The 18,487-nt window shown below is 70.2% G+C and carries 12 protein-coding genes; 6 read left to right on the top strand and 6 right to left on the bottom strand.

The genetic code is table 11. From position 1 onward, the window contains the following. Position 1 precedes the first annotated feature (1 nt). The 4 genes from ACF07V_RS30735 to ACF07V_RS30720 are packed head-to-tail and all read right to left on the bottom strand — an operon-like array spanning position 2 to position 4,606. Entirely contained in the window at positions 2 to 1,444 is a 1,443-nt protein-coding gene (locus ACF07V_RS30735) for a glycoside hydrolase (RefSeq protein ID WP_392158953.1), read from the bottom strand. Between the two features lie 36 nt (positions 1,445 to 1,480). Beyond that, entirely contained in the window at positions 1,481 to 2,311 is an 831-nt protein-coding gene (locus tag ACF07V_RS30730; RefSeq protein WP_392158952.1) for a carbohydrate ABC transporter permease, read from the bottom strand. Then, positions 2,308 to 3,309, bottom strand: a complete 1,002-nt coding sequence (locus ACF07V_RS30725; RefSeq protein ID WP_392158951.1) for a carbohydrate ABC transporter permease — start codon at positions 3,307 to 3,309, stop codon at positions 2,308 to 2,310. Before ACF07V_RS30725 ends, ACF07V_RS30730 begins: the two co-directional genes overlap by 4 nt. A 4-nt stretch (positions 3,310 to 3,313) precedes the next feature. Further along, entirely contained in the window at positions 3,314 to 4,606 is a 1,293-nt protein-coding gene (locus ACF07V_RS30720; RefSeq protein WP_392158950.1) for an extracellular solute-binding protein, read from the bottom strand. Positions 4,607 to 4,836: 230 nt separating this feature from the next. Here ACF07V_RS30720 and ACF07V_RS30715 point away from each other — a divergent pair, with 230 nt between their 5' ends. From ACF07V_RS30715 to ACF07V_RS30705, 3 genes are all read left to right on the top strand, one after another. Further along, positions 4,837 to 5,850: a LacI family DNA-binding transcriptional regulator gene (locus tag ACF07V_RS30715; RefSeq protein ID WP_392158949.1), complete on the top strand. Its 1,014-nt coding sequence runs from the start codon at positions 4,837 to 4,839 to the stop codon at positions 5,848 to 5,850. Between the two features lie 9 nt (positions 5,851 to 5,859). Further along, on the top strand, positions 5,860 to 8,079 hold the full coding sequence (locus tag ACF07V_RS30710) for a glycoside hydrolase family 3 N-terminal domain-containing protein (RefSeq protein WP_392158948.1): 2,220 nt from the start codon (positions 5,860 to 5,862) through the stop codon (positions 8,077 to 8,079). Between the two features lie 282 nt (positions 8,080 to 8,361). Continuing rightward, a complete protein-coding gene (locus ACF07V_RS30705) occupies positions 8,362 to 9,798 on the top strand; it encodes an endo-1,4-beta-xylanase (RefSeq protein WP_392158947.1) in 1,437 nt (478 codons plus the stop codon). Positions 9,799 to 10,106: 308 nt separating this feature from the next. On the opposite strand, the gene ACF07V_RS30700 is transcribed toward ACF07V_RS30705, so the two are convergent. Then, the gene (locus ACF07V_RS30700; RefSeq protein ID WP_392158946.1) at positions 10,107 to 11,090 is read right to left on the bottom strand and encodes an acetylxylan esterase; all 984 of its coding nucleotides are present in this window, start codon (positions 11,088 to 11,090) and stop codon (positions 10,107 to 10,109) included. Between the two features lie 330 nt (positions 11,091 to 11,420). Here ACF07V_RS30700 and ACF07V_RS30695 point away from each other — a divergent pair, with 330 nt between their 5' ends. The 3 genes from ACF07V_RS30695 to ACF07V_RS30685 all read left to right on the top strand — a co-directional run bounded on the left by ACF07V_RS30695 (position 11,421) and on the right by ACF07V_RS30685 (position 15,965). Further along, positions 11,421 to 11,738, top strand: a complete 318-nt coding sequence (locus tag ACF07V_RS30695) for a hypothetical protein (protein WP_392158945.1) — start codon at positions 11,421 to 11,423, stop codon at positions 11,736 to 11,738. Between the two features lie 292 nt (positions 11,739 to 12,030). After that, positions 12,031 to 13,782, top strand: a complete 1,752-nt coding sequence (locus tag ACF07V_RS30690) for a cellulase family glycosylhydrolase (protein ID WP_392158944.1) — start codon at positions 12,031 to 12,033, stop codon at positions 13,780 to 13,782. Positions 13,783 to 13,847: 65 nt separating this feature from the next. Further along, entirely contained in the window at positions 13,848 to 15,965 is a 2,118-nt protein-coding gene (locus ACF07V_RS30685) for a beta-galactosidase (protein ID WP_392158943.1), read from the top strand. A gap of 27 nt (positions 15,966 to 15,992) precedes the next feature. Here ACF07V_RS30685 and yicI read toward each other — a convergent pair whose 3' ends face one another. Then, a complete protein-coding gene (yicI, locus tag ACF07V_RS30680; RefSeq protein ID WP_392158942.1) occupies positions 15,993 to 18,275 on the bottom strand; it encodes an alpha-xylosidase in 2,283 nt (760 codons plus the stop codon). Between the last annotated feature and the right edge of the window lie 212 nt (positions 18,276 to 18,487).

The raw sequence follows: 18,487 nt of genomic DNA, 5'->3' as shown, positions 1-18,487 counted from the left end.
TTCAGTCGAGGATGATCGTGGTGAGCGCGCGCGGGGCGAGCGTCGCCGTGAGGGTCGTGCCGTGCGTGGAGACGATGTCGGCGGCCGGGGTGATCGAGCGGGTCTCGTCGGTGACGTAGCCGTCGGGGTGCTGGTCGTGCCCGCCGCGAAGGGAGAAGGCGGTGGAGCGCTCGGTGGTCGCGGTGTTGAGGATCTCGATCACGCGCCTGCCGTCGGTGTTGCGGAAGGCCGTGATCCGCAGTGCCGGGTCGGCGTTCGTGACGGGCACGCGTACGGCTCCGGGGCGGATGAACCGGCTGAAGGCGGCCAGCGCCCAGTACCGCTTGGACACCCGGTAGCCGTCGCCCGGGTTGGCGAGCTGGATGAGCCCACGGGTCGCGCCGAGGGAAGCACCGGTCCAGTAGACATAGGCGTTGGCATGGCCGGCGGTCAGGGTGTTCTGGATGTCGGCCGCGACGGTGAGACCGTCGTAGCCGCTGCCGTCGTCCCAGTTCTCGTTCCAGGTGGAGCCGTCCGGTGACCACTCCGACATCCACACGCGCTTGTCGGTCGGTTGCGGGACGTCGGTCGGGCCGCTGTAGCGGTGACCGGTGACGGTCCGTACGACCTTGTCGGCCGCGGGATCCGCCTCGACGGCCTCGGTGTAGGCGACCTGCCGGTCCCAGCCCGCGGCGTCGCAGCAGACCACCCCGGTCCGCAGTCCGGACGCGCGCACGGTCGGCCCGAGCACCTTGAGGAAGTCGACGGCCTGCTGCGGGGTGAACCGCATCGAGGCGTACGTCGCCGTCCAGTCGGGTTCGTTGGTGAACCCCAGGTCGGTGATGCCGATGCCTTCCTGGCGGTAGAACTTCGCGTACTGGACGAGGTAGTTCGCGTACGCCTGACGCCATTCGGGCCGGAGCTCGCCGCCGTTGTTCTCGCTTCCGTTGGTCTTCATGAAGGCCGGGGCGCTCCAGGCGTCGGCGTAGAACCGCTCGACGCCGTAGGCCTTGGCCTCCTTGGCGAGCCGGACCTGGCCGCCGTCCCAGCCGTCCCAGACGTACGTCGGCGAGGCGTCCGGCCCGCCGGGGTCGGTCGGCAGGATCGTCGGCATGTGGTCGTAGACCCGGTCGGTCGACGACCCGATGCCCAGGCGCAGGATCGAGAGGCCCGCGCCCTTCTCCTTGCTGAACAGCAGGTCGAGCACCTCGCGCTGCTTGGCCGGGCCGAGACCGCGCGCGCCGTGCAGCAGGTCGGCCCGCTGGAAGGCCATCGAGAAGCCGAATCCGTCGATGGGCTGGAGTCCGGCACGGAAGTCGATGGCGGGTCGTGCGGGGTCGGCGGCGGGTCGTGCGGGGTCGGCGGCGGGTCGCGCCAAGTCGGCAGCGGGTCGTGCGGGGTCGGCCGCGGCCTGCGAGGTGAGCGCCAGCGTCAGAACGGCCGTCAGTGCGGTCAGGCGTTTCACAAGGTCTCCTCGGGAGTGGAGGTCTCGCGGGACGGGTCAGCCCTTGGTGGCGCCCGCGGTGAGGCCGCCGATCAGCTGTCGCTCGGCGACGGCGTAGAAGGCGAGGGCGGGGACCATGGCGAGCACGATGTAGGCGAGGACGAGCGCGTAGTCGGTCGAGTACTGGCCCTGGAACTGCTGGACGCCGACGGGGATCGTCTGCCATTTCGGGTCGTTGAACACCAGCAGCGGAAGGAAGAAGTTGTTCCAGCTCGCGACGATCGCAAGCACCGAGACCGTGCCGAGCGCCGGCCGCGCCATCGGCAGCAGGATCTTCCAGAAGAAGCGGAACTTGCCGCAGCCGTCCATGACGGCCGCCTCCTCGATCTCCGCCGGGATGGTCCGGAAGAAGCCGCGCAGGATGACGATCGTCATGGGGAGCCCGAAGGCGGCCTGCGGGAGGATCACACCGAGCGGGTTGTCGAGCAGGTCGAAGGTGCGCAGCAGCAGGAAGAGCGGCAGGACTGCCACGGCGAACGGGAACATCAGCCCGATCGTGAACAGCGTGTAGAACAGCTCCCTGCCCCGGAAGGCGTAGCGGGCCAGCACGTACGCCGCCATGGCGGAGGCCGCCACCGTGCAGAGGGTCGTGCCGATCGCGATGCCCGCGCTGTTGGCGATCTGCCGCCAGAACATTCCGTCGCCGAGAATGCCCGTGTAATTGGCGGTCTTCCAGTGCTCAGGAAGCCCGAACGGATTGGTCGTCAGCTCTCCGGTGCTCTTGAACCCGGAGATCACGGCGTAGATCAGCGGCACGGCGACGAAGGCGGCGATCAGCCAGACCACGGCGTGCATCGACAGGCCGCGCACCGCCCTGCGGGCGTTCATCGGTCACCTCCCGTGGTGACGGCCCCGCTCAGGTCACGGCGGAGCACGTAACGCTGGTAGAAGAGGGAGAACACCAGGCTGATCAGGAACAGCACCACGCTGATCGCGCTGGCGTAGCCGACCTGGTAGCGCTTGAACCCGAACTGGAACATCGAGATCGCCATCGTCTCGGAGGAGTGGTTGGGACCGCCCGCGGTCATGACCCAGACGAGGTCGAAGAGCTGGATGGCCCCGATGACCGAGAGGAAGACGCTGATCCGGATCGTCGGGCCGAGCAGCGGGAGCGTCACGTACCGGAAGCGCTGCCAGGCGCCGGCGCCGTCGATGGAGGCGGCGTCGAGGATCTCGCGCGGGATGCCCTGCAGGCCGGCGAGGAAGAGCATCATGTGGAAGCCGAAGTACTTCCAGGTCATGACCACGAACAGGGTCGGCATGACCGTCGAGGGTTCGGCGAGCCATTTGCCCTGCAGCCCCTCCAGGCCCAGGGCGCCGACGAGATGGTCGGCCATGCCGTCGCCGGGAAGGAAGATCATGGTGAAGAGGACCGCCGTGACCACTTCGGACAGGATGTACGGCGCGAAGAACAGCATCCGGTAGACGGCCCGGCCGCGCAGCTTCTGGTTGAGCAGGACCGCGGTGAACAGCGCGAAGGGCAGCTGCACCGTGATCGACAGGACGATCATGTACAGTCCGCGCCCCATGTCCCCGAGGAAGACCTGATCGGCGAGGAGTTTCGTGTAGTTCTCGAAGCCGACGAAGTCGTCCATGGGGCCGATCCCGCCCCACTTGAAGAAGCTGGTGCGGACGGCGACGACGATCGGGGCGAGGACGAAGACGAGGAAGAGGACCAGAGCGGGGACGAGGAACCAGGCGATCGACGCCCAGCTTCCCAGCTCGCGCGGGAACGACCGGGCCGTGGCGGGCGGCCGCGCCGGTACGGCGTCGTCCGTCCGCTCCTGGGCCGGGTCCTTGACCGGGCCCTTGGTCGGGGTGGCCACGGAGCTAGGCACCCTTCGCAGCCTCGGTGATCGACTGCGTGACCTGCTCGGGCGTCTTCTTGCCCGCGATGAGGTCGGCGACGCTGTCGTTGACCTCCTGGCCGACCGCCGGCGGATAGGCCTGGTCGAGGAAGAGCTGGAAGCCCGTCGCCCTGACCAGACTGTCGGCCACCACCTTCTTGTTGGTGTCGGTGAGTTGGCTCTCGGCGCCCTTGACCACGGGCAGATAGCCGTTGGAGGCCAGCAGCTTGGACTCGTTCTCCAGAACGAAGAACTTCAGGAAGTCCAGCGCCTCCTTCGGGGCGCCCTTGCGCAGTGCGAAGCCACCGCCGCCGCCGAACACCTCCGTGGCCTGGCCGGCTCCGCCGTCGACCGTCGGGAAGGGGAAGAAGCCCAGGTCCGCTCCGAGGTCGGCGCCCGCGTCCTTCTGCACCGACGGTCCCCACTGCCCCATCAGTTCCATGGCGGCCTTGCCGTTGCCCATGGTCGCGGCCTGGCCGCCGGGGGTGGCGTAGCCGGCGCCGAGGAAGCCCGCCTGGAACGGCTGGAGGTCGACGAGCTCCTTGAGGTGGGCACCGGCCCGGACGAAGCCGTCGCCGTTGAAGTCCTTGGTGGTGGCGGCCTTCTGCAGTGCGGGGAGGCCCGCGACGCGCATCGCGAGGTAGGCCCAGTAGTAGTGGCCCGGCCATTTCTCCTTGCCCGCGAGGGCGATCGGAGTGATGCCCGCCGTCTTGAGCTTCCCGACCGCTTCGAGGAACGCGGTCCAGGTGGCAGGGGGCGCGGTGATCCCGGCCTTGGCGAAGAGCTTCTTGTTGTACCAGAAGCCGACCATGCCGATGTCGTAGGGCACGCCGTAGGTCCGGCCCCCGATCTGATAGGCCTGCAGCGACACCGGGGTGAGCTCGGACGACCAGCCGAGCGCGTCGGTGAGGTCCTCGACGAGGCCCGCGTCGACCTGCTGCTGCAGCACACCGCCGCCCCAGGTCTGGAAGACGTCGGGGAGTCTGCCGGACGAGATGGTGGCGGTCAGCTTGGACTTGAACGCCTCGTTCTCCAACGAGGTGGTCCGGATCCCGATGTTCGGGTGAGCGGCCGTGAACGCCGAGGCTATCTGCGGGAAGAGGGACTTGCCCGGTTCCGTCGTGGCGATGTTCCACCACTCGAACGTCACTTTGCCGTCGGCCGCCGGCCTGCCGCCCGATTCGCCACCGCCGCAGGCCGCGGCCAGCGGGACGGACAGTGCGGTCAGGGCCGAGAAGGCCAGGAAGCTTCGTCGGCTCGGGGGGATGCTGGCCATGGGACCTCCGGGGTGAGGGTTGCCGATGCGAGCTCGAAAATGTTTCGTAACATTCTCGAATTCGGCGCTGCCACAAACTAGGAACGCATGGCTTCTCGGTCAATACCTGTCACAGAAATTCCCAACGCGGCGGCTTCTTCCGGGGGTTGACAAGCCGGTCACCCGGCCGGAAACTCTTCGAAAAGTTTGCGGCACTTGGCGGTCGAAGGCGTCCGCGCAGAGGAGAGAAGTTGAGCGAGCAGCGTCCGACCCTGGCCGTCATCGCCGCGGCGGCAGGGGTCTCCCAGGCCACCGTGTCCAAGGTGATCAACGGCCGCTCCGATGTCGCACCCGCGACGCGCGAACGGATCGAGACCCTGCTGCGATCCCACAACTACCTCCAGCCGGGCCGGCAGGCCAGAGCCCGCAGGTCGGGCCTGGTCGACCTGATCATCGGCGGCCTGGACAGCGCCTGGGCGGTGGAGATCCTGCGTGGCGTCGAGGCCGAGTGCGCCCAGCGGAGCGTCGGCACCGTCGTGTCGCTCGTCCCGCCGGGCGAGGCCACGCCGTCGAGCTGGGACGCACTGCCGGTCCTGCACCACAGCGACGGCGTCATCCTCGTCACCGCCTCGGTCACCCAGGCCCAGCGCGCCCAGGTCGAACGGGCCGGGGTGGCGCTGGTCGTCATCGATCCGATCGACCTGCCGGGCAATGGCGTGCCGAGCATCGGAGCGACCAACTGGGCGGGCGGCCTCGCCGCCACCGAGCACCTGCTGGAGCTGGGACACCGCCGGATCGCCACGATCGGCGGACGCAAGGAGATGCTCTGCAGCCAGGCCCGCATCGACGGGTACCGGGCCGCCCTGGAGCGGGCCGGGATCGAGGTCGACCGCGACCTGATCCGGTTCGGCGACTTCCAGCACGAGGGCGGGTTCCGGTGCGCGCGCGAACTGCTCGCGCTCCCCGAGCCGCCGACGGCCATCTTCGCCGGCAGCGACCAGCAGGCGATGGGCGTCTACGAAGCCGCCCGGCAGAGCGGACTGAGCATCCCGCAGGACCTCAGCGTGGTCGGCTTCGACGACCTGCCGATGGGCGAGTGGCTGTCCCCTCCACTGACGACGGTACGTCAGCCGCTGGAGGAGATGGGCCGGCTCGCCGCCCGCACACTGTTCCAGCTTCTGGAAGACCAGCCCCTGGTCAGCCCCCGGATGGAGCTCTCGACCGAACTCAAGGTCCGGCTCTCCACCGCCCCTCCTCGCCTCTAGGAGAACCCCTTGACCGAGCCCTGGCGTGACCCCCTCCTGCCCGCGTCCGAGCGGGTCGCCGATCTGCTGAGACGGATGACGCTGGAGGAGAAGGCGGGGCAACTCGCCGGTTTCTGGGCCCTGCCCTCGGATCCGGGAGCACCTGTCGCGCCGATGGAGGACGATTCCGGCGAGTCCGCGCCCGGCCTCGACGACATCGTCGTCCACGGTCTCGGCCAGCTCACCCGGGTGTACGGCACCGCGCCGATCACCGCGGAAGCCGGGATGGAGCGGCTCGCCTCGCTCCAGCGGCAGGTGACCGAAGCCGGCCGGTTCGGGATCCCTGCGGTCGCTCACGAGGAGTGCCTGACCGGGTTCATGACGTTCGGCGCGACGGTCTTCCCCGGGCCGCTCGCCTGGGGAGCGTCCTTCGATCCCGGGCTCGTGCGCCGGATGGCCGCCGCCATCGGTGCGGGGATGCGGCGGGTCGGCGTCCATCAGGGGCTGGCCCCGGTCCTCGACGTGGTCCGCGACTACCGGTGGGGCAGGACCGAGGAGTGCATCGGCGAGGATCCCTGTCTGGTCGGAGCGATCGGCACCGCCTACGTGCAGGGACTCGAAGGCGCCGGGATCGTGGCGACGCTCAAGCACTTCGCCGGGTACTCGGCCTCGCGCGGCGGGCGGAACATGGCCCCCGTCGCCTCGGGGCCGCGCGAGTTCGCCGACGTGCTGGTCGAGCCCTTCGTACGGGCGCTGCGCGAGGGGGGCGCCCGGTCGGTGATGAACAGCTACACCGACGTGGACGGCGTCCCGGTGGCCGCCGACGAACGGCTGCTGACCGAACTGCTCAGAGGCGAGCTCGGTTTCAGCGGTGTGGTCGTCGCCGACTACTACGCCGTCTCCTTCCTGGAGACCCGGCACGGCGTCGCCGGCTCGCGGGGCGGGGCCGGCGCGCTGGCGCTGACCGCCGGCATCGACGTCGAGCTGCCCACGGCCCGCTGCTACGGCGAGCCGCTGACGGAACTCGTGCGGGCCGGAACCGTACGCGAGGAGCTCATCGACCGGGCCGCGGAGCGGGTCCTGCTGCAGAAGGCCGAACTCGGCCTGCTCGACCCCGGCTGGGAACCCGTCAAGCCCGAGCCGGTCGACCTCGACCCGCCGGAGAACCGGGCCCTGGCCAGGCTCCTGGCCGAACGCTCCACCGTGCTGCTCGCCAACGACGGCATCCTGCCGCTGCGGCCGTGCCGGGTCGCGATCAGCGGCCCGTACGCCGACGACCCGCAGTCCTTCCTCGGCTGCTACTCCTTCCCCAACCACATCGCGCTGCCCGGCGACCCCGGGCTCGAGATCCCGACGCTGGGCGAGGCGCTCACCGCTGCCGGGTTCACGGTCACGGCGGACGATCCGGAGGTGAACGTCCTGGTGCTCGGAGACCGGGCCGGCATGTTCGGCCGGGGCACCTCCGGAGAGGGCTGCGACGCCGAGACCCTCGACCTGCCCGGCGACCAGGCCGCACTCGCCTCCGCCGTCCTGGACTCCGGAGTGCCGACCGTCCTGGTCCTCGTCTCCGGACGGCCGTACGCGCTCGGCTCGCTGGCCGATCGTGCGGCGGCCGTGGTGCAGGCCTTCTTCCCCGGCGAGGAGGGCGGTACGGCGCTCGCCCGGATCATCAGCGGGGCCGCGGAACCGTCCGGGCGGCTGCCGGTCTCCATCCCCCGCCGGGTCGGCGGCCAGCCCGGCACCTATCTGCGCTCCAGGCTCGGCGGGCACACCGACTGGAGCTCGGTGGACCCGACCCCGCTGTTCCCCTTCGGACACGGGCTGAGCTGGACCAGTTTCACCTACTCGGAGCTGTCGGTGGATCCCCTCGCCCCGACGGACGGGGCCGTCTCCGTGGCGGTCACCGTACGCAACGTCGGCGAGGTGACCGGCACCGAGGTGGTCCAGCTGTACCTCTCGGACCCCGAGGCGTCCGTCGTCCGGCCCCAGCGGTGGCTCGCCGGATTCGGCAGGGTCGAGCTGCAGCCGGGCGCGGCCGCCCGGATCACCTTCTCCGTCCACGCCGACCGGACCTCGTTCACCGGTCTCGACCTGCGCAGAAGAGTGGAGCCCGGGGTGATCGGCGTGGCCGTCGGACGGTCCAGCGGCGATCTTCCCCTGCGGGGCACCTTCACCCTGGACGGCCCCGTGCGTCACCCGTCGGCCGACCGGGTGCTGTCCGTGCCGGTGGAGATCGTGGCGGTTCCATGACCACACCGACAGGGAGTTGAATTCCCGCTCTCCCGAATCCTTCTCCGCCCGACCGAAAGCGACCCCCTTTCATCCGATCCCCGAAATTCTTTCGGAGGACGGATTATCGAAACACCTTCGAAACCGTTGACATGTTTCTGTCGCATTTCCACACTGAGTTCCGAGGCCCTGACGGCCGGCGTCCTTTGTCGATGGACGCAAAAGCACCGCGAACGCGCCGCTGACGCGGATGCATTCTGCCGCGCGCCCATTCTTCCGTGATTTGCTCCTGGAGGCTCAGTCATGCGCTTAACGGCCCTTCCCCCGACCACCGTCCGCCGGAAGATACGAGGCCTGTGCACGGCCCTGGTCGTCGGCATCCTCGGCCCGGCCGCCGTGCTGGTGGCACCGCACACCTCTCACGCCGCCGAGAGCACGCTCGGCGGCGCGGCGGCACAGAGCGGCCGCTACTTCGGAACCGCCATCGCCTCGGGCCGGCTCAACGACTCGGCGTACACGACGATCGCGGGCCGCGAGTTCAACTCGGTGACGCCCGAGAACGAGATGAAGATCGACGCCACCGAACCCCAGCAGGGCCGGTTCGACTTCACCGCCGGAGACCGCGTCTACAACTGGGCGGTGCAGAACGGCAAGCAGGTGCGCGGCCACACCCTGGCCTGGCACTCCCAGCAGCCCGGCTGGATGCAGAGCCTCAGCGGCAGCACGCTGCGCCAGGCGATGATCAACCACATCAACGGCGTGATGGCCCACTACAAGGGCAAGATCGCCCAGTGGGACGTCGTGAACGAGGCCTTCGCCGACGGCACCTCGGGAGCCCGGCGCGACTCGAACCTGCAGCGCTCCGGGAACGACTGGATCGAGGTCGCCTTCCGCACCGCGCGCGCCGCCGACCCGGCCGCCAAGCTCTGCTACAACGACTACAACGTGGAGAACTGGACCTGGGCCAAGACGCAGGCCGTGTACGCCATGGTCCGGGACTTCAAGCAGCGCGGCGTGCCGATCGACTGCGTCGGCTTCCAGTCGCACTTCAACAGCGACAGCGCCTACAACAGCAACTTCCGTACCACCCTGCAGAGTTTCGCCGCCCTCGGCGTCGATGTGGCCGTCACCGAACTCGACATCCAGGGCGCCTCGGCCACGACCTACGCCAACGTGACCAACGACTGCCTGGCCGTCCCGCGCTGCCTCGGCATCACCGTCTGGGGCGTGCGCGACACCGACTCCTGGCGAGCGGACCAGACGCCGCTGCTGTTCAACGGCGACGGCAGCAAGAAGCCCGCCTACACCTCCGTCCTCAACGCGCTCAACGCCGTCTCCCCCACCCCGACCCCCACGCCCGGCTCCGGGCAGATCAAGGGCGTCGCTTCGGGGCGCTGCCTGGACGTGCCCGGCGCCGCCACCACCGACGGCACCCAGCTCAACCTGTGGGACTGCAACAACCGCACCAACCAGCAGTGGACCTCCACCGCCGAAGGCGAGCTCAGGGTCTACGGGGACAAGTGCCTGGACGCCGCCGGCACCGGCAACGGCGCCAAGGTCCAGATCTACAGCTGCTGGGGTGGCGACAACCAGAAGTGGCGCCTCAACTCCGACGGCTCCATCGTCGGCGTCCAGTCCGGCCTCTGCCTCGACGCCGCGGCCAACGGCACCGCCAACGGCACCCTGATCCAGCTCTACTCCTGCTGGGGCGGCAGCAACCAGCGCTGGACCCGCACCTGACACGCCGCGCACCCCGAAGCCCCACTCGCCGCCGGGTACCGCGTTCGCGGCGATGGCCCTGGCGTACCAGCGGGCACTGGCCTTCGGGGTGCGCTGCCGGCGGGTGCAACGCGCCCGGCCGCGGCCTCGGCCCGCGCCCCACCGCCGACACCGCCGACACCGCCGACACGATCGACCCCGAGTACGGCATCGTCGACCCGCCCGCCGGCGCCTGGTGGCCCGACCAGGCGCACACGCCGGCCCGCGATGCGGCACCGCGGCTGCCCCTCAACCGCTGAGTTCCGCGAGGACCCTCGCTTCGCCGCCGGTCAGAGCTCCGGAGCGAGGCCGCGCTCACGCAGCCAGGCCAGTTGGACCGGCGGGTTGGAGCCGCAGCCGCCGCCGTGGTCCCCGAAGGGCCAGACGGTCATGGTGCGGTCCCGCCCCCGGTAGTGGTTGAAGGCGGCGTAGACCGTCGAGGGCGGGCAGACGGGGTCCATCAGACCGACGCTGAACAGCGCCGGTGCGGTCGCCCGTCGGGCGAAGTGGACGCCGTCGAAGTGGTCGAGGGTGGCGAAGGTCGACTCCACGCGGTCGCGGCTGTGCCACCGCAGGTACTCGACGATCTCCGGGTACGGACCCTCCCCGGTGATCTGCACGGCCCGGCGGAAGTGGCACAGGAACGGAACGTCCGGCAGCGCCGCCGCCACGCCGTCCCCCACGAGACCGGCGACGGCGAGGGCCAGACCGCCGCCCTGGCTGCCTCCGGCCACCACGATCCCGCGGGGGTCGAGGCCGGGCAGTTCCGCTACCGCGTCCACGGCGCGCACACAGTCGGCGATCAGCCGCCGGTAGTAGTAGTTCTCGGGCGAGTCGATGCCGCGGGTCATGAATCCGCCGGCCCACTGCGTGCCGCCGCCCGCCGTCCGGTCCGGGGTGTCGTGGCCCTGACCCCTGCTGTCGACGACGAGCTGGGCGTAGCCGGCGGCCGACCAGAACAGGTGGTCGGTGGGCAGACCGCGGCCGCCGCTGTAGCCGATGTACGTGACGACGACGGGCAGCGGTCCGTCCGCGCCGCGCGGGCGCAGCAGCCAGGCGGCCACCGGTTCGCCGTTCCAGCCCGGGAAGCGGACGTCGTCGACCTCCACGGTGTGCAGCAGGTGCGCGGAGGTGACGCGTTCGGATGTGACGGTCCCGTCGTAGGACCGGGCCTCGGCGAGGGTGTCCCCCCAGAACGTGTCGAAGTCCTTCGGTTCGGGCAACTCCGGGCGGTACCCGGTGAGTTCGGCCGACTCGAAGTCGGTGAGCGGCATGAGGTCTCCTGCGGACGAAGAGTTGACGGGAAGCCAGGGCGGTGGCCGCGAGGACTCCGGGGCGGCGCGGCTGAGAGTCCGGAGAAAGTTTCTTTCCGTAGATCCTATTGTTTCGTTCAGAACAAATCCACTGCCCCACCTTGCCAAGTCAGCGCCACCGAGGCCCAGTTGGAGCAGCAGCCCCGCTTCAAGAGCGGTAGGACCCCCTGGAGACGCCCCCGGATCCCCATCGCCGACTGCTGACCCGTCGAAACTTTCCTTGCCACAACGGCAACCTTTCTCCCGTTCGCGGCAACCAGAGGAGGCAAGCAGCTCGCACTTCCAGAACGGATGAGCAAGGAACAAGCAGCAGGCCCCGCGGCACCGCAGGCGCAGGCTCGGGCTCCTTCTTCGACCGCGGCAAGGGCCAGTGGAAGGACCCCGGTCTGTTCCGCCGGATCAAGTCGAGTGGGACGACCCACTCGACCACGGCCTCCACCGGCAACGTCTTCGTGCCGAAGTCCGGCCCCGTCAAGGACAGTTCGCTCGCGCCCAGGACCGCCAGAGGACGGCGCGCGCGTGCAGCTGAAGTTCCACTTCTGGAGCGCAAGCACCGTGACGCACTACGTGACCAAGTCGGGTGGCACGGTCACCGGAACGACCTCCTGAGCGAGGCCGGCGCCGGCCACCTCGCCCGGCCTGCGTCGACGCCGGGATCCGATGTCGTCGAAGCGCATCGACACTGGTCATCGGCCCTCAAGGCCGTTCATCACCTCGATGAAGAAACTTTCGCGCTGTCAGAACCCTTGTTTCGCATGAAACTTGTCCGTTACTTTCGCCTGCCAGTGAAGCGCTTCGACGCTTCCGGAAGAAGAGCGAAGGCGCCTTGTCGCCGCCCGACCACGACGTGGATCAACACCCGAACGGCCAAGAGGCCCGACCCCCACGAGAGGAACGATCCATGAAGGACATACGGCAACCCTCACCTCACCGCAGCCGGGGCCCAGGGCGCCTGGCCGCCCTCCTGCTGGCGCTGCTCGTCATGCTGGGGCTGTCCGGCGGAACCACGTTCGCCGCGGCCGACGACGCCAGGAAGCCGGCGCGGCCGGTGTCGGTCCCGGCCTCCGCCATGGACGCCGTGGCCGCCATGCAGCCCAGCTGGAACCTCGGCAACACCCTGGACGCCATCCCGAACGAGGGCTCCTGGGGCAACGGGCAGACCACCAAGGCGACCTTCGACACCATCGCCGCCTCCGGCTTCCGCAGCGTCCGCGTCCCGGTGACCTGGACCGACCACCAGTCCGCCACCGCGCCGTACACCATCGACGCCACGTACATGGCCCGGGTCAAGCAGATCGTCGACTGGGCCCTGGCCGACGGCCTGTACGTGGTGCTCAACGTGCACCACGACTCGTGGATGTGGGTCGAGAAGATCACGACCGACCACGACAACGTGATGGCCCGCTTCAACTCCACCTGGACCCAGATCTCCACGGCCTTCCGGGACGCGCCGCGCACCCTGGTATTCGAGGGCATCAACGAGCCGAGCTTCGCGGGCGCCACGGACGCGCAGAAGTCCCAGTACCTGCGGGAGCTGCAGACCTCGTTCCGCTCCGTGGTCCGCGCCTCGGGCGGCACGAACGCGAGCCGTCTGCTGAGCCTGACCACGCCGGCCGGCAGCCCCGACCAGGCCTACATGAACGATCTGTACACCACGATCACCGGGCTGAACGACAGTCAGCTCATCGCGCAGGTCCACTTCTACGGCTGGTACCCGTTCAGCGTCAACGCGGCGGGCGGCACCCACTACGACGCCACCGCGCAGAAGAACACGGACGACACCTTCGCCAACATGCGCAGCACGTTCGCCGCCAGGGGCATCCCGGTCTACGTCGGCGAGTACGGTCTGCTGAGCTACCCGGACCACTTCCACCCGTCCCGGATCGAGCGGGGCGAGGCGCTGAAGTACTACGAGCACGTCAACTACGCGGCGCGCACGGCCGGCGTCACCACCGCCCTGTGGGATCCGTTCGCCTACCTGAACCGCGACACCCTGCAGTGGCGCGACCCGGCCCTGATGGACTGGATCAGGTCGAGCTGGACCACCCGCTCGGGCACCGCCTCCTTCGACAAGGTCTACGTGCCGAAGTCCAGCCCGATCACCGCACATTCGCTGACCCTGAACCGGAACGGCACCAGCTTCCAGGGCCTGTGGCAGGGCAACACCGCACTGGTCTACGGCCGGGACTACACCCTCGCGGGCGCCCAGCTCACCTTCACCACCACGGGGCTCACCCGGCTGGTCGGCAACCGCGCCTACGGCGTCAACACGACGGTCCAGGCCCGGTTCTCCCGCGGCCTTCCCTGGAACATCGACATCGTCACCCAGGACACCCCGGTGGCGGCGAACGCCACCGGCACCAACGAGTCGTTCGCCATCCCCACCCAGTACCGGGGTGACGACCTGGCGGCCATGCACTCCACCTACGCCGACGGCACCACCGCCGGCCCGCTGACCTGGAACCCGTACCAGGAGTTCAACCGGCACTTCTCGCCGGACTACCCGAACGGCGCGATCGTCCTGACCCCCGAGTACCTGAACGCGCTCCGCGACGGTGAGACCGCGACGCTGGTCTTCCACTTCTACAGCGGCGCCACCGTCACGTACCGCGTCACGAAGTCCGGCACCACGGTCACCGGCACCGTCGGCTGACCGTCCCTCGTCCCGACCCGGCCGCCGCTCCCCCGGCGGCCGGGTCCTTCCCCTGAGGATCCCGCATGCCAGCGCTCCCCCCGCGCGTCCTCTTCGGCGCCGCGTACTACCACGAGTACCAGCCCCACGAGAGGCTCGAGGAAGACCTCGATCTGATGGCGGAGGCGCAGTTCACCGTCATCCGGGTCGGCGAGTCCGTCTGGTCCACGTGGGAGCCGGAGAACGGCCGGTTCGACCTCGACTGGCTGCGGCCGGTCCTGGACGCCGCCCACGACCGGGGCATCTCGGTCGTCCTCGGCACCCCCACGTACGCCGTGCCGCCGTGGCTGGCCCGCCAGTACCCGGAGATCGCCGCCGACCACGCCACCGGGCAGAGCGCCCGTTGGGGCGGCCGCCAGGAGGTCGACTTCACCCATCCCGCGTTCCGTTTCCACGCCGAACGTGTGATCCGGCGCATCCTCGGCCGCTACGCCGACCACCCGGCCGTGATCGGCTACCAGGTGGACAACGAGCCCGGCTGCCGGCTCCCGCACAACCGGGGCGTCTTCGAGCGGTTCGTCGACGACCTGCGCCGGAAGTACGGAGACGTGGAGACCCTCAACCGCGCATGGGGCCTGGTCTACTGGTCGCACCGGCTCTCCACCTGGGCCGACCTGTGGACCCCGGACGGCAACGCCCAGCCGCAGTACGACGTCGCCTGGCGGGCGTTCCTGGCCCGGCAGACCAGCGAGTTCATCGCCTGGCAGGCCGACATCGTGCGCGAGTACGCCGGCCCCGACCAGTTCGTCACCAGCTGCCTGCACTACGGCCACCCCGCCCTCGAGGACGACGAGCTCACCGACAGCCTCGACGTCACCGCGGGCAACCCGTACTACGACATGCAGGACGCCCTCGCCCTGCCCGACCCCACGCCCGACGACCACACGCAGGGCTGGAAGACCACGGGTGTCTGGGCCCTCTACCAGCAGGCCGACCGGATCTTCTCCTCCCGGCAGGAGCCGTTCCTGATCACCGAGACCAACGCCCAGGCCATCGGCGGCACCGAGGACAACCGACCGGCCTACGACGGCCAGTGGCGGCAGGCCGCCTGGGCGCTCGTCTCCCGTGGCGCGCGGATGATCGAGTACTGGCACTGGCACACCCTGCCCTTCGGCACCGAGACCTACTGGGGCGGGATCCTGCCGCACAGCGGCCGGCCGGGCCGGATCCACGCCGAACTCGCCGGGCTGGGAGCGGAGTTCGAGAAGGCCGGGGAACTGGTCGCCGGGATCGAGCCGGACGCCGACATCACCATGGTCTACTCGCTGCCCAGCAAGTGGCTGATGCAGAAGTACCCGCCGCTGGCCAGGGCGGACGGCGGCGCGGACTCCTCCGCGTACCACGGCCTCTTCGACCCCTTCTACCGCGGCGCCTTCGAGGCCGGCCGCCAGGTGCGCGTGCTGCACGCCCGGCAGCTGCACGACGCCCGGGGCGAACGGGAGGGCCCGGCACCGGACGTCGCCGCGCGACGCCACCCCGTGCTCGTCGTCCCCGGGCTCTACCTCGCCGAGGACTCCCTGCTCGACTGGTTCGCGGCCTACGCCCACGCCGGCGGGCACCTCGTCCTCGGTCCTCGTACGGGCTACGCCGACCACGAGGCCCTGGCCCGCCACGAGCCGGGCCCGGGGCGTCTGGTGGCCGCGGCGGGGGTGTCGTACGACGAGTTCAGCAACCTGACGGCGGATCTCCCGCTGCTCACCGTGCCCGGCAGTCCGCTGGCACTCCCGGCCGGCGCGACCGCGACCCGCTGGGTGGACGGCCTCACCGTGGGCGACGCCACGGTGCTCGCCGCGTACGACCACCCGCACTTCGGCCGCTGGCCCGCCCTCACCACCCACCGGCACGGCGCCGGCCGGGTGACCTGCGTCGGCACCGTCCCGGGACGCGACCTGGCCCGGGAGCTGAGCGCCTGGCTGGCGCCGGAGCCCCGCAGCGGCTGGGAAGACCTCCCCGCGTCCGTCACGGCGACGACCGGAACCTCCCCGGACGGGCGCCGGGTCCATGTGGTGCACAACTGGAGCGGACAGCCCGTCGAGGTCCAGGCACCCGCGGATCTGGCCGACGCCCTGGACGGCAGCACGATCCCGGCCGACGGGCCGGTGAGCCTCGGAGCCTGGGACGTGCGGGTCTTCGCCGCGCGGTAGCGCCGAGGCGGATCTCCCGTACCCGGTTCAGGACGGGTACGGGAGATCCGCCTCCAGGGTGTCGGCGGGCAGGGCGTGGAGGGTGCCGTCCGGGCCGCCGGCCCGCAGGCACCACGGCGCCCGGCTGTCGGTGGTCACCAGGAGGCGGTCGCCCCGACGGCGCAGGTGGAAGCGGGCCGACTCGCCGGGGCCGTCGGTGCGCGGGACGACGACGGTGCGCTCGGCGCCGTCCGCGAAGGCGTGCACCCGCAGCTCGACCCCGTCCGCCCAGGCGGAGACGGGGTGCTGGTCGTCGGCACCGAGCGGGATGACGGAGTCGGGACGGGCCAGCAGCGGCAGGCTGTGGAAGTCGTGCTGCTCCCTGACCCAGCGGGGTCCTTCGATCCGGGCCCCGGTCAGGACGTTCGTCCACGGCCCCTCGGGCACGTAGTACTCGACCGTGCCGTCGTCCGTGAAGACCGGGGCGACGAGCAGGTCGTCGCCCAGCATGTACTGACGGTCGAGCGCACCGACGGCGGGATCGTCGGGGAACTCCAGGACCATGGCCCGCATGACCGGGACTCCGGTGCCGTGCGCCTGTTGGGCGGCGCGCTGGAGGTAGGGGGCGAGGCGGTGCTTGAGGAGGGTGAACTCGCGGGTGATCTCGACGGCCTCCTCCCCGTAGTCCCAGGGGACGCGGTACGACTTGCTGCCGTGCAGGCGGCTGTGCGAGGAGAGGAGACCGAACTGCACCCAGCGCTTGAAGACGGTGGGCGTCGGGGTGCCCTCGAAGCCGCCGATGTCGTGGCTCCAGAATCCGAAGCCGGAGAGGCCGAGGGAGAGACCGCCGCGCAGCGACTCCGCCATGGCGGTGAAGTGCGACTCGCAGTCGCCGCCCCAGTGCACCGGGTACTGCTGGCCGCCGGCGGTGGCGGAGCGGGCGAAGAGCAGTGCCTCGCCCTCCCCGCGTACCTCACGGAGCAGCTCGAAGACGGCCCGGTTGTAGAGGTGGGTGTAGTAGTTGTGCATCCGCTCCGGGTCGGAGCCGTCGTGCCAGACCACGTCGGTGGGGATGCGCTCGCCGAAGTCGGTCTTGAAGCAGTCCACCCCCTGGTCCAGGAGGGTGCGCAGTTTTCCGAGGAACCAGTCGCGGGCGGCGGGGTTGGTGAAGTCCACCAGCGCCATCCCGGGCTGCCACAGGTCCCACTGCCAGACGCTCCCCTCCGGGCGGCGCACCAGGTACCCCTGGCGCATGCCCTCCTCGAACATGGCCGATTTCTGGGCGATGTACGGGTTGAGCCAGGCGGAGATCCGCAGGCCCCGCTCCTTGAGCCGGGTCAGCATGCCGGCCGGGTCCGGGAAGGTGTCGGCGTCCCACGCGAAGTCGCACCACTGGTACGCGCGCATCCAGAAGCAGTCGAGGTGGAAGACGCTCAGGGGGATGCCGTGCTCGGCCATGCCGCCGACGAAGCGGTTGACGGTGGCCTCGTCGTAGTCGGTGGTGAAGGAGGTGGTCAGCCAGAGCCCGAGTGCCCAGGCCGGGGGCAGGGCGGGGCGGCCGGTGAGCGCGGTGTAGCGCTCCAGGATCTGCTTGGGTGTCGGGCCGTGGACGACGAAGTACTCCAGCGACTGGTCCTCGACGCTGAACTGCACCTGGCCCACCGCTTCGGAGCCGACCTCGTAGCTGACCTTGCCGGGGTGGTTGACGAAGACGCCGTAGCCCCGGTTGGTCAGATGGAAGGGGACGTTCTTGTAGGCCTGTTCGCTGCTGGTGCCGCCGTCGGCCTGCCAGATGTCCACCGTCTGGCCGTTCCTGACGAACGGCGTGAACCGCTCTCCGAGGCCGTAGACCAACTCGCCGACGCCCAGCGAGAGTTGTCCGAGCATGAAGTGCCTGCCGTCGGCATCGGTGACGAAGCCGGTGCCGCGTTCCCCCACGGAGGTCAGCACCTGCCCGCCGGCGCTGAACTCCAGGCGCCACGGCCCGGAGGTGTCCACCCGCAGGGTCAGGTCACCGGAGCTGAGCTCGACCACCTCGCCGTCCCGGTGCGCCTTTCCGGCGCCCTCCTCCGCACCGGGCAGCGCGAACTCCGGTCCCCGCCGCACCGAACCCGCGTGGTGGGTGACGCGCACGCCGATCACGCCCTCGGCCGGTGACCAGCAATCGACGGTGAGCAACGGGCTGTTGATCGTGTCACCGCGCCCGCGTACGTGCCGCACGGGCGCGTAGAGCGTGATCCGGTGTTCGTCGGAACGGACGTCCGCGACCTCGGCGGCGTAGCGCGCGGTGGCACCCGGACGCATCAGCCAGTAGCCGTCGGTGAACTTCATCGGGTGGATTCCTCCGTCCGCGCGGTGCGCGGTGATCGGGTCCGGGGGGTGGTGGCTGTCCCCGGGCGTGCGGTTCGGGGTGTCGTGGTGCACAGGGACGGGACCGGCGGCCGCGGCGGGGCGGAAGGCCACCAGCCCCCACCCGGCCCGTTGCTATAACACCGTGAAAGGGTAACCCCCCAGGCGGGAGGCGACCAGACGCCACTACCCGT

The organism is Streptomyces sp. NPDC015661, assembly GCF_043077765.1.
GTDB lineage: Bacteria > Actinomycetota > Actinomycetes > Streptomycetales > Streptomycetaceae > Streptomyces.
This window is presented reverse-complemented; position numbering and strand designations above follow the sequence as displayed.

Bases quoted from the DNA above. Each gene is read 5' to 3' on its own strand.
- ACF07V_RS30690 (WP_392158944.1), top strand. From the start codon at position 12,031: ATGAAGGACATACGGCAACCCTCACCTCACCGCAGCCGGGGCCCAGGG.
- ACF07V_RS30720 (WP_392158950.1), bottom strand. From the start codon at position 4,606: ATGGCCAGCATCCCCCCGAGCCGACGAAGCTTCCTGGCCTTCTCGGCC.
- ACF07V_RS30730 (WP_392158952.1), bottom strand. From the start codon at position 2,311: ATGAACGCCCGCAGGGCGGTGCGCGGCCTGTCGATGCACGCCGTGGTC.
- ACF07V_RS30705 (WP_392158947.1), top strand. From the start codon at position 8,362: ATGCGCTTAACGGCCCTTCCCCCGACCACCGTCCGCCGGAAGATACGA.
- yicI (WP_392158942.1), bottom strand. From the start codon at position 18,275: ATGAAGTTCACCGACGGCTACTGGCTGATGCGTCCGGGTGCCACCGCG.
- ACF07V_RS30685 (WP_392158943.1), top strand. From the start codon at position 13,848: ATGCCAGCGCTCCCCCCGCGCGTCCTCTTCGGCGCCGCGTACTACCAC.
- ACF07V_RS30695 (WP_392158945.1), top strand. From the start codon at position 11,421: ATGAGCAAGGAACAAGCAGCAGGCCCCGCGGCACCGCAGGCGCAGGCT.
- ACF07V_RS30700 (WP_392158946.1), bottom strand. From the start codon at position 11,090: ATGCCGCTCACCGACTTCGAGTCGGCCGAACTCACCGGGTACCGCCCG.